At 30.8% G+C, this 11,383-nt stretch carries 14 protein-coding genes and 2 pseudogenes; 12 read left to right on the top strand and 4 right to left on the bottom strand.

The window, feature by feature from the left end:
* Nucleotides 1–375 (bottom strand): annotated as a pseudogene (locus EU96_RS0109515) (inverse autotransporter beta domain-containing protein); the annotation flags it as partial.
* A gap of 621 nt (nt 376–996) precedes the next feature.
* Entirely contained in the window at nt 997–1,365 is a 369-nt protein-coding gene (locus EU96_RS00575) for a hypothetical protein (RefSeq protein ID WP_032527514.1), read from the bottom strand.
* Between the two features lie 217 nt (nt 1,366–1,582).
* On the opposite strand from EU96_RS00575, the gene psbF reads away from it, so the two are divergent.
* From psbF to EU96_RS10485, 8 genes are all read left to right on the top strand, one after another.
* Nucleotides 1,583–1,879 (top strand): cytochrome b559 subunit beta, long form, encoded by a 297-nt coding sequence (gene psbF / locus EU96_RS00580; RefSeq protein WP_032527513.1) that lies wholly within the window; start codon nt 1,583–1,585, stop codon nt 1,877–1,879.
* Nucleotides 1,880–1,892: 13 nt separating this feature from the next.
* Nucleotides 1,893–2,078 (top strand): hypothetical protein, encoded by a 186-nt coding sequence (locus tag EU96_RS00585; protein ID WP_032527512.1) that lies wholly within the window; start codon nt 1,893–1,895, stop codon nt 2,076–2,078.
* Between the two features lie 590 nt (nt 2,079–2,668).
* Nucleotides 2,669–3,082, top strand: a complete 414-nt coding sequence (locus tag EU96_RS00590; protein ID WP_032527511.1) for a hypothetical protein — start codon at nt 2,669–2,671, stop codon at nt 3,080–3,082.
* A gap of 490 nt (nt 3,083–3,572) precedes the next feature.
* Entirely contained in the window at nt 3,573–3,755 is a 183-nt protein-coding gene (locus EU96_RS00595) for a hypothetical protein (RefSeq protein WP_032527510.1), read from the top strand.
* Nucleotides 3,756–3,913: 158 nt separating this feature from the next.
* Nucleotides 3,914–4,261, top strand: coding sequence for a hypothetical protein (locus tag EU96_RS00600; protein WP_032527509.1), 348 nt, complete (start codon nt 3,914–3,916; stop codon nt 4,259–4,261).
* 422 nt (nt 4,262–4,683) lie between these two features.
* The gene (locus EU96_RS10490) at nt 4,684–5,064 is read left to right on the top strand and encodes a hypothetical protein (RefSeq protein ID WP_052044288.1); all 381 of its coding nucleotides are present in this window, start codon (nt 4,684–4,686) and stop codon (nt 5,062–5,064) included.
* A gap of 70 nt (nt 5,065–5,134) precedes the next feature.
* Nucleotides 5,135–5,485, top strand: coding sequence for a hypothetical protein (locus tag EU96_RS00605; protein ID WP_158465681.1), 351 nt, complete (start codon nt 5,135–5,137; stop codon nt 5,483–5,485).
* Nucleotides 5,486–6,008: 523 nt separating this feature from the next.
* On the top strand, nt 6,009–6,146 hold the full coding sequence (locus EU96_RS10485; RefSeq protein WP_193741377.1) for a hypothetical protein: 138 nt from the start codon (nt 6,009–6,011) through the stop codon (nt 6,144–6,146).
* Between the two features lie 458 nt (nt 6,147–6,604).
* Here EU96_RS10485 and EU96_RS10685 read toward each other — a convergent pair whose 3' ends face one another.
* Nucleotides 6,605–6,733: a hypothetical protein gene (locus EU96_RS10685; RefSeq protein ID WP_275040778.1), complete on the bottom strand. Its 129-nt coding sequence runs from the start codon at nt 6,731–6,733 to the stop codon at nt 6,605–6,607.
* Nucleotides 6,734–7,210: 477 nt separating this feature from the next.
* Between EU96_RS10685 and EU96_RS00610 the strand changes: the two genes are divergently transcribed.
* The 4 genes from EU96_RS00610 (at nt 7,211) to EU96_RS09685 (ending at nt 10,593) form a co-directional block, all read left to right on the top strand.
* Nucleotides 7,211–7,876 (top strand): outer membrane protein, encoded by a 666-nt coding sequence (locus EU96_RS00610; RefSeq protein WP_158465680.1) that lies wholly within the window; start codon nt 7,211–7,213, stop codon nt 7,874–7,876.
* Between the two features lie 359 nt (nt 7,877–8,235).
* Entirely contained in the window at nt 8,236–9,078 is an 843-nt protein-coding gene (locus EU96_RS00615) for a hypothetical protein (RefSeq protein ID WP_032527506.1), read from the top strand.
* A gap of 173 nt (nt 9,079–9,251) precedes the next feature.
* Nucleotides 9,252–9,728 carry a hypothetical protein gene (locus EU96_RS00620; protein WP_032527505.1) on the top strand — a complete coding sequence of 159 codons (477 nt, stop codon included), beginning with the start codon at nt 9,252–9,254 and terminating at the stop codon, nt 9,726–9,728.
* Between the two features lie 280 nt (nt 9,729–10,008).
* Nucleotides 10,009–10,593, top strand: coding sequence for a prepilin-type N-terminal cleavage/methylation domain-containing protein (locus EU96_RS09685; protein ID WP_080735255.1), 585 nt, complete (start codon nt 10,009–10,011; stop codon nt 10,591–10,593).
* Between the two features lie 502 nt (nt 10,594–11,095).
* On the opposite strand, the pseudogene EU96_RS0109500 reads toward EU96_RS09685, so the two are convergent.
* Nucleotides 11,096–11,383, bottom strand: a pseudogene (locus EU96_RS0109500) (photosystem II q(b) protein); the annotation flags it as partial.

Raw genomic sequence — 11,383 nt, 5'->3', positions numbered from 1 at the left:
ACTTGTATCTGATTCTGTACCCCCTGAAATATTTACAGAAGTCTGGGCTAAAAATGGGATTTTTTGTATCTCACCATTTGCTTTTGCATTTGCAAAATTAAATCCTGCATCAACTAATAATCTATTAAGATCATTCTCCATGATGCTCTTATATTCACTACCTTCTGCTCCCTCATTCATTAATGGAACAAATTTGGTCGAATAATTTGCTCCTTTGATTATGTATTCATCTAATTTGTCTTTTGGTTGATAAGTATTCTGAACGTTCTCAACCTGATCAAATTTGATATCTTCAAATTTGTATTCATCAGCTTCAATTGAAGCTAATGGGACAAAAACAAATGAGGTGAGGGAAATTATTTTAAATAGCTTCAATGTTAAAAATTAACTCAATTTAAAAATAACAAATTTTTAAAAAAAAAATTATTTTTGTTTACTCTAAAAAATATAGTTTATGGGTGCATTTTGGGTGCAACCTTTTTTGGGTGTAATTTATTATTAGCTTAGACTTACTTCTATAACTGATCGGGGCGACAGGATTCGAACCTAAGACCAGGTTGCTCTCAAAGCACTTAACAGCCATAGTTCAGCAATAGGTTTTTCGAGCTAGATCTAATTTTTCTTAGCTCTGCGAGTTTTGTCGATACAAATAAAGTAATATTTGTCCACAAAATATTAGTTAAGAAAAATTTAACTAGCATTTTATACAAGATATTGATCTATTTAAATCAATAAAAATTTGAGAGATGAAATATAGTTTTAGGAAATTACGAGCAAAAATTTTGGAATCATTTGATTACTTCGAATATCTAAATTCAATATCATTTCATCCACCTGTAATGATAATAACTACAATAGTATTCTTTTATATAAGAAGAAAAATTTTATTAGCTGGCAAAAAACATTAGCAATCTATTTAATATTTATATTTTCGAATGAGTCAAAAATTAAATAAACAAAGCAAGTAATAAAAACAATTGCATATATAGATTCCATTTAACTAACCGTTGTTATTGAACTGCTTAATCCATAAGTGATAAAAATAAAACTAGAAAAAGTAACTCCAATCATTACTATTGTATAGAGTTTATTAAGGTTGAAATTATTACTTGCAGATGAAAAGTCTGCAATAACTAAACTTTTCATTGAATATTTATCTCTATTTCTGAAATTATTGCTCTTAACTAAATCACCTAAGATTGGGCTGCTTGGAGAACTAATTTCTTCATTAATTACTGAATTTAAACCTTTATCTTCATTGAAGAATCTTGGAAACATGTACGCATGCCATAAAGCTATAACAGCTACCCAAAAAACCACACTAACTCCAGCAAAACCAAAAAGTAAGAATCTAAAGGTTTCCATATTTGTTTTTTAATTAACTAAAATCTACATCAAAAAAATAGCCAAATATCGCAATTAAAAAAATATACTTTACTTAAATCAATTAATCATTTCCTAATGTTAATAATGATAAGAATTAATGTTATTAAGAGTTTTTGTTTAAATATAAATTAATGATTCAATCATTTATTTAAGTAAAAGAGACAAAATAATAATCAAATTTATTATTACTATACAAATGGACTTTAGAGTTTTACTCGTTATTTCACCAATAATATTTGCATGGATATTTACAGTGTTTTGGTTGGGTAAATGGGATGTCTTTAATTTAACGCCATTAGGTTTACCTAAAAGAGGAGTAACTCCTTTCAAAAACTATCAAGTTTGGGAAGATTCAGCGGTTGTTCCTGACACAGGAAGACCATCAGAAGGATATCCAGTTTTTACGGTTAGAACTGCGGCTGTTAATGCCCTAGGGATTCCAACGGTTTTCTTCTTGGGAGCAATTTTGGCGATGCAGTTTAAATCTTATTAATTTAGAAATTAAAATGGATATAAGATTTTTAATTGTTGGAGCACCTTTTATAATGGCATTTTTTTATACCTTATTTTGGCTAAAAAGATGGGGTGCTTTTAATTCTTCAGAGGATAAGTTGTTAGAAAAAATGACTCTTAAAAATGAATTAATAGAACAAAGTTATATTTTAGAAAATATCTTTTTAACAAAAAATTAATCCAATTATTTAATTCTTAATTAAAAGCTTTTCATGATTCCAATAGAACAGTATTTATTTTTTGCAGTTTCTCTTTATGCTTTTTTTCATCTTTCAATGAATTTAGTTAGCGCATTAATTGCTTTATTCTAAGTAATTATTTAAAAAAATATTAGACATCTATTTGTATAAAATTAGTCTTCCTTTATTTGATGCCTCATTATATAAATTTATTAGTAGATATTAGGGCAATCTACTAAACGCTAGCTTTGATAAATGCGGTTTGTAATGAGAACCTCCCTTTGACCTCATTTTCTTTTTCGCAATCTTAGAAAATGAGGTTTAAATAATTTTTAAAGAAGCTCAGATATTAAACTAAATTACCTTTTTAAATAACTTTAACTATTAAAAAATTATTCATGATTGTGTATATTATTTACTTTTAAAAAAAGAGTTTTTTATATATAAATAATATGTAGATATTTGGCGAATCTGCAACGGTATAAGATTCCGTCTCTTGAACCTCAGCCAACGAAAATATTCTTAACTACTTTTTAGTTATTTTAGTAGTTAGGAATATTTTTATTTTAAGGTTAATTTTTTTTAAATAAATGATTAAAAAATCAAAAAAAGTATCATCATTAGAAAATATTTATAACGATTTGGAATCTGGAATACCAGAGAACAAATCTATTAAAGATTATGCTCTCCCTAACGCGAGACAGTGGTTAAGTGGAAGATATGTTGCCCTTTGGGTATTGCCTATTTATTTAATTAGAAAAATTGCAAAATTCGCCGCTTCTTCCGCATTTATAAAACCATATTCTCCAATTAAAAATGGCCCTTCTTATAAAAGGCCAGAAACTTTGTACACCTCTTTAAAAGGCGTTTTTAAAGGAGAAGACCATTTAAGATTTTTTGATCATAGGTTTATTTCTATTTGGGTATTGCCTATTGCTTTGACTGGAATTGTTTTTGAAGTGCTTTTTATATCTCCTACTAAGAATACTTTACCTTTCAATTAAGCATCTTTTGTCAGCTATTTGTACGCTATTTGTCCCCAATTATTAAGGACAGAATTTAAACAATAAAAAAGAGATTGAACTCCAGCCGTTAAATGGAAACAATCTCTCTCTTTTAGGTAGTAATAATTAGTAAATTGTGTAGGACTTGGCTATTTAAACCAATCTTATTAAATTCTCTGGTGGACTATCAATCATTTCTAATCCCTCCATTCGATTAGTAAAATATTAGGCAATCTAATTAATGTTGTATATGCGTAGTTATGCTGATTTATTTTTGTATATATGATTGACAGTCGATCTAAAGAATAATTAGAAAAAATTAGAAAGATGGGATAATAACACTTATAGTTTCTAGATTTTTAAAAATAAATTTAATTGGTTAACTTATAAAAACTTCATATTTTTTTGGTAATTTATACTCTATTACTTAATAAATATTTGAGAATTTTAAATAATCATGCTATTTAATTATCCTCGACCTTAAAAAGTCATGATGAAAACAACAAAAAACACACCTCAACGTAAAACTACACTTAAGTGGAACGTTAATGGAGAACTATCTTCTATTGATATGGCAAGAATACTTGAGGCTCTCTCAGTCAAAGAGTTAAGCCAGTGTGAGCTTGCATGTAATAGGGATGCAAAAAAATTAAATCTCGGTATGTGGTGGTAAATAGGTTAAATTTTCAAATGTTTAGGAAGAGTTGAAGGATTAGCTACTTATTAATGATTGACAGTAGATTTAGAAATTTAAAAATCTAAATTTGGAAATAAATTAATCTTCTCTTTACTCATTCGAAGTAGGTTAATTATCAGCACAAATATTATTTTATGTCTTCAACGTTTTATATTGTTCATCATGAATTTAAGGCAGGAAAAGCTGAAAAATGGTGGGAAACAGCTTATGCAGCAATGGCCCCTGGCGGTGGATGGGACGATGCGGTGGTAGCTAATAAAGAAAAAGGATTTTATAACCATTCTGCAAATGCCGTAACTAAAAATGGTCCTGTATATTGTTTTTGGGAAGTAAAAGAAGGTATTTCTGCTGAGGAATTTCAGGAGTTTATAGATGGACCTTCTGGTCCTGGGTTTGGACAAGATGCACTGATGAATATCTGTAAACCAATTGATACAGCTTTAATGAATGGACAAACACCTTATCCACCAGTCTTTTCTTGACAATTGACAGTTGACCTAAACTTAGAGGGATAAAACCCTCTTTTTTTTATGAATACCTTAAATAGTTTCTATTTTTGATTGATCTTTTGGGGATTTCGATAAATTTGTAGCAGACTTCCATGAAAAGGAGGGACATAAATATGTCGAAGAATATGAACTCATCAAAGTAAATGAACATAAAAGTCACTTAATACTTGAAGTTAAAGATTTAGAAGGATTTGCGACTGCTACAAGTACTCCAGAGATGAAAGAGTGGGATAAAGAAAATGGTTATGAAGACATTTGTTATTCACTAACTCCAGTTGAATAAATGAAATGCTTACTACTACCAACTACTAGCTGCTATTGCTTTGCCAATGGCTTAATAAAAGGATTCTAAAAATCAGATTTATGCTTAAATATCTCAGCTTTATTAAAAATAAATGGCTTATTCAGAAACAAGAATAGTAATTGGAGGTCTAGCCCATGTTCCTATATTAATCTTCATAGTAAATTTAATTAAGGGTAAGTTTGAAACCATAGCAGAAAAAGTATTTGAAGTTGAAAAGAAAGAGCCAAAGGTAAAAATAGTTGAAATTAAAGAAGAAGGAGGAAAAGCGGAAGAGGTAAAAGACGAAGAGGTAAAAGCGGAAGAGGTAAAAAAGGAAGAGGTAAAAGCGGAAGAGGTAAAAGACGAAGAGGTAAAAGCGGAAGAGGTAAAAGCGGAAGAGGTAAAAGAGGAAGAGGTAAAAGACGAAGAGGTAAAAGCGGAAGAGGGAAAAGCGGAAGAGGTAAAAGACGAAGAGGTAAAAGAGATTAACTGAATTAAGCAAAAATAAGCTTGAGATAATCTTTTAAATAACTTAGAGCAAAAACAGGTTCTTTCCCTTTGGTTTGACTTATCGCATACATACTGCTCTAGGTAATACACAGTTGAATCTACTTTTTAGGTCATACAGGGGAATAGAAAAGAAAGGAGAATGTGGGGGTGATGAAGCAAAGAAAAGTCTTATTGATGCAATAAATCATTATTCAAATGCAATCATGAGTGCTCCAACTAAGAAAGAAACCGATAAATATACCTTAGACACAAAAGATAAAGGAGGAATTGTCCACACTAACATAAGTGATATTTATTTATGGAGAGAGAACGCATATCAATTATCTAATTCTTCAAGTGACGAAAATAAAGCATGCGAAGATTGGAAAAAATCGAAAAAATTAGGCAATAAAAAAAGCAATTAGTTCTTTCAGAAATGCTAAATGTTGATATTCAAAGATACAAAGAAAGAAAATCTTTCCTAATTGGGTTAAAACGGTCAAATACCGCTATGAATTAAGCATTATTTGGGGAACTTCGAAGATTCTAGCTCCCCATACAGCTCCTCTTTGGGGGTATGAGACAACAAACAATAAAAAAGCGAGTCTGGGTAATTCGCTAGTATGACTTGGTTTTTAAGAGTCGGGGCGACAGGATTCGAACCTGCGACCTAGTGCTCCCAAAGCACTCCGTAATTTAATTGAGATTAATCAATATTTCCTTACTATGGTTAGACTTTTTATAAGTAAGTGGAATGAGTTTGAGTCTCAATATTGCGTCACTATATAGTCGTATATAACTTTAGCTACCCCCTAGCTACCTCCTGAGCGATCTAGTGCCAGGTAGATTGATCAATGAAGAGATATTTCGATTATTTCTTTTCTATATACATTAGGTATATTTCCTCTAAAGTTCTGTATGATTGCAAGAAATTTGTTTTTTTAATCAATGGATTTATTAACTACAATCACTATAGGTGGTTTCAATCCTTCTGCAGCTGCCGTAGGAGGTGCTTTTATGGGTCTTTTTGCCCTTATATGGATTATTCTTGGACCAAACTTTAGTAAACTTGACACTGATCAATAAATTTTTTATAGATTTGAATTAAAAGACTCATTAGAGTCTTTTTTTTTGTGTGAAATTCTATTAATTCTTTATTATTTGAATCACTAGTTTATTTATATTAAATGAATATTAAATTCAGAGATAATATATTTCGTAATAGATAAAGAGAATTTCTACTTTTAAATCCGAGAGCTTTTGTAGCCTCGCTAATTGTGCATTGCATAGTAAATAAACGTGAAATTTTAAATAAAATACCTATTTCAACGGTATTATATTGAGCAAATTACACTTTTAAAAAAATGATGAAACTTGCTATCGTTTTCTTACCAGTAGTCTTTGCACTTATATGGGTGCTTTTCATTGGGTTAAGAATAAATAAAGTAGAAACTAGAGATGGAAATAGAAAATTAATTAATTACTAAAAAAATTGATTATTAATTGTTTGATAAAGAAGAAGCACTTACGGAATTAAATGCTTACTAGCACTTTCTGCCGAACTTAATCATTGCGACAGGGAACCCAACAGTCAAAACAACCCCCATAAAAAGAATCAAAATCCCTATTGGAGAAAAAATATCAACACCTTGTCCAGTTTTTGCAAAGAGCATTTTTCTTACTTAGGACGTTTCAAAAAACATTATATATAAGGAGAAAACTAGGCACAAGTATGTACAAAGTACATAACCCTAGCTACCCCTAGAGCTACCCTTTTTCAATATAAGACTAACTTAAATATTTATAATCCATTGGTATAACTGATCGGGGCGACAGGATTCTAACCTGCGACCTAGTGCTCCCAAAGCACTCGCCCTTCAATTTGAGACAGTACCCAGAATTAACAAGAGAGGCTATGGCAAGTTAGTTGAAGTATGTATAAAAGTATGAGACTCAAAAAGGCTAAAGCTATACAAAAATAGCCTTAACTATAGAAATTCTCGCCCGTTTGTCGCCCGCAGAATTTTATAAATAATAAATTTGAATTTTTAAAAAGATAATTTACAAAAAAATGTTGAGAAGACGACATCATCTATACCTTTAAAAAAAATGTGATATTTTTTAAAAAAATTTTAAAATATTTAAATTTGATGAAAAATTATTTCATTGGAGCATCTTTGCTTATAAGTTCATTTATCGCACCATCAATTGCAGAAGAATCAAAGAATTTTTATTTTTCAATTGGTGGTGCTCAAACATTTATTCATGGCGCAGAAGGAGATGCCACTATTGGAGGCGTAAATTATAATTTGGATTTTGACATAGAATCAGACCTTGGATATGAAATTGAAGTTGGCTATCAGAGTGATTTTTTGAGATTTGGCTTTTCATATGGAAAGACAGAACCTAAACAAGATAATATTTCTGCTGAGATAGCTGCGACTGGGGTAGGAGTCGTAGGGTCAATAGATCCTAAACCAAGTTATGATGTTGAATCCATTATGTTTAATATGTATAGACATTTCCTAAATGAGAGTAAATTCACTCCCTACGTGGGTATTGGTGTAGGTAGAACAACTATAAAGTTGCAACCATACACAACTACTATTGATGGGACTGATATTGTTGTTACAGATGACGGGAGGAATTTATTTACCTGGGATATAAAAGGAGGGGTTACTTATTCTTTATCCGAGAATACTGACTTATATGGAGAGGTAGTTTATCTCGAAACAGATAGTTTTGATGAAGATGGTATAAATTATGACGCTATAACAAGTACAAACTTAATGGCTGGAATTAAGTTTAATTTCTAAATTTTCCTTAATGTAAATATTCTTAAGGAATGGGCGAGTTAACCTCCAAAGTTATCCAAAGTTATACAAACCCTCGCCCGCAGAGATTTTAAGACAAATGAGAAATAAAAAAGAGAGTTGGGAGACTCGCTAGTATGAATTGGTTTTTAAATGGTCGGTGCGACAGGATTCGAACATGCGACCTAGTGCTCCCAAAGAACCCGCTAAAACAAGGCTATAATTGAGACTTATAGCTATATTAAAAGTATTTCATTGATTAGTCCAGACTACATTGGCCTAAGATTGCCTTATTTGAGGTAATTTTGAGGGAAAATTTTCTGAATTAAAATCAACTGAGATGAATTACTAAGCCGAAATTTATGATAAGAATATTATCTGATATTTTCTTTTTAGCTTTAATTTTTATTTTATATTTAATTGTTTATTTTATTGAACTTTTTTTCGTTGATGTTATCCCCATACCTGCAGCTGTAATTTTTTCGTTAACTTCGATTCTTTTTATATTTATTAGTTTTTCTGTCTTATCTGAAAAATCGAGACAACAAAAAAAGGCAAAATATTTTATAACTTTATTCTTTGTCTTTGCTTATACATATATCACTATTGCATTTGCCATGCCAAATTATAGAGAAGGCTATGCCAAGTCAGTGCAAAAGTCAGCAATCATTGAGTTACAAACTTATATAGCATCATCTAAAGCTTTTCTATCTGAGAACAATAAACTACCGAAAAATACAAGAGAGGTTAGTACATTTATTGCGGTAAAAGGATGTAAAAAAGATATTCCGAAATTTTGCAGAAAGAACCAACCTTTAGATTACAGTGGCGTTAAATTAAAAAAATGGTTCAATTCTTCTGGTCATTATCAAATTGAAATAAAAAATAAAGCTGATACTGTTTATTTTCTAGCAAAACCAACTGGATACATAAGGAAATATGGATACGGAGTTTTCGCCTCACTTGATCAAAGTGGGAATGGAAAAGTTATAGATTTACCATTTAAGGGAGATGATTTTGGAATTGAGAATTATATATATAAATTTCCTTCCAGAAAATCTCAAAATCGTTATGAGAAATTTTTATTGTGTTATGAAAATGCTCAATCAGAAAAAGATCTAAATTTAAGAACAAAAAAAGAGAATAAATGTCAAAGAGAAAGATTTTCTAATTATCCAAAATTAAGAGATAGTTTTAAAGACTAATTATGTTTTACTTCATTACTTTTTAAAAATAATTTATAGGAAGCAACTTCTATAAAAATATGTTGGTGGGAATAATAAGGGAAAATATTATAAGCTGAGATTTGATGCTAAATATATAATTTGATAAAAGTCGGTGAATAAGAAATTAATTAATTTTTTCGTGAACAAATTGTATGAAAAATTATTTTAAAAATAGGAAAACACTTAGATTTAAATACCTCGTTATTTGGGCATACAGTTTTTTGCTTTATTTCTTAATTAGACCTTACCCAAGCTTTAGAAATGGAGATGTCATTACAAATTTAAATCTTTATGAACTCTATAGACTATTTCCCATATTTATATATTTAATTATTGTATTTGCAGTTATTCTTGAATTTTTAAAATTATTGGGTAAGGACATTAAAAGCATTTTTACAATACCCATAATTTTACCTATTTTATTAAGTGCCTTTATTTTTATATCTACTCCCGTTGGCTATCAAATTATCGACTTAGAAGAGATGTTTGATCCAGAAATACAATTTAAAAAATGTTATGAAAAAGCAATTATTGAGAAAAATACTTCTCGAAGAATAAAAAAGGTAAATAAATGCCAAAGGAAAAGATTTTCTAAGTATCCAGAATTAAGAGATAGTTTTAAAGACTAAATATGTTTTCCTTAGATAGTTTTTTAAAAATGAATTTAAGGAAAGAACTTCTATAAAAATGTGTTTGAGGAAATTTTGAGGGAACGTATTTTTGAGGGAAATATATTATTAGCTGAGACTTACTGCTATAAATGATCGGGGCGACAGGATTAGAACCTGCGACCTAGTCCTCCCAAAGCACTAGATATGAAAAAAGATCACTAGGTCTTTAGTTATTGCAGACTTTTTGCAAAATTTAAAAATTATATTTAGCATTAAATTAGATAGATTTGACCGCAATTTGACCGCAAGATTATTCAGAAAATATTTAAATAATAATCAAGAGGGATTTACTCTTATTGAATTAATAGTTGTTGTCGTAATAATTGGAATTTTATCTGCGTTAAGCATTCCAAACTTCATTAAATTTATAAATAAAGCTACTGAAATTGAAGGCTCAACTCAAGTTTCAAACTTTATTAAGGCCGCTCAAATGTGTTACCTAGATTATGGGAAATTACCTCAAAATGCTGGAGAGCTTTCTAAGTGTACTCCAGTTCCAGCATGCCAGTGGGCTGCGCATTTAAAGGGTAAAGAAATATGCAAGACTTGGAAACAACTTGATTTGGCAGTGGATAATCCCTCGACTCCACAATGGAATAGTCCACTCGGTTTCTTTAATATAAGGATGTCCCAAAAAGGAACAAATCTTTTTATTAGATCTATTCCATATTTCAAAGGTACAGCCGGTACTTCGGCTTGTTTTAACTCAATCACTGGAACTATTACAACTGGTACATTCAAAACGAGAGATTCTTATTATTCTGGAGAAAAGAGAAGCGTAGGAATAAATACAAATGATGATGTGCCTGAATTGAATTGTTAGTCAAGAAATAATGCTTTAACTAAGTGTTTATTAATTAGCTCTTTTTGTTTATTCTTACTAGCCATAAAATACTAAAAGCATTATTTGACCGCAATTTGACCGCGCACAGCTGCGGTCATTAATAAGTGATATCTGACTTCTATTGCTATGACTGATCGGGGCGACAGGATTCGAACCTGCGACCTAGTGCTCCCAAAGCACTCGATCAGCAAATTGCGACAGTACCCAAGAAAACAAAGTCATGCCATAACTTTAGTTTGAAATATAGGCAGCCATAATGAGTCTCAAGAAATGCTTTAAATAGAGCAAAGTATTGCACAGTTAAGCATTTGATCGCCCAGGGATCGCCCGCTTAAGATCTAGTGTCATAAAGACACTAATAATTCTTTATGCCCTAATCATTCTCACGATTTGGTTCTCAGTAATAAATATGCATACCCAATTGAAAATTAAACAAAAAAAAACCCCCAAAAAGGGGGCTTGTAAAATTAAGAACTTTAGCTTAACCGATAGCTGGAGCTGAAAGAGCTACTGTTGTAGACTCAGCTGCTGCTAGATCAAGTGGGAAGTTGTGAGCGTTACGCTCGTGCATTACTTCCATACCTAGGTTTGCTCTGTTAAGAACGTCACCCCATGTAGGAACAATCTTACCGTTTGCATCAACAACTGACTGGTTGAAGTTGAAACCGTTAAGGTTGAATGCCATTGTGCAGATACCCATTGAAGTTAACCATACACAAACAACTGGGAATACAGCTAGGAAGAAGTGAAGACTTCTGCTGTTATTGAA

It is taken from the genome of Prochlorococcus marinus str. MIT 9302 (assembly GCF_000759975.1).
In the GTDB taxonomy this organism is placed as follows: domain Bacteria; phylum Cyanobacteriota; class Cyanobacteriia; order PCC-6307; family Cyanobiaceae; genus Prochlorococcus_A; species Prochlorococcus_A marinus_M.
Note: the sequence above shows the minus strand (reverse complement) of the source record. Positions and strands in the feature narration are given on the sequence as shown.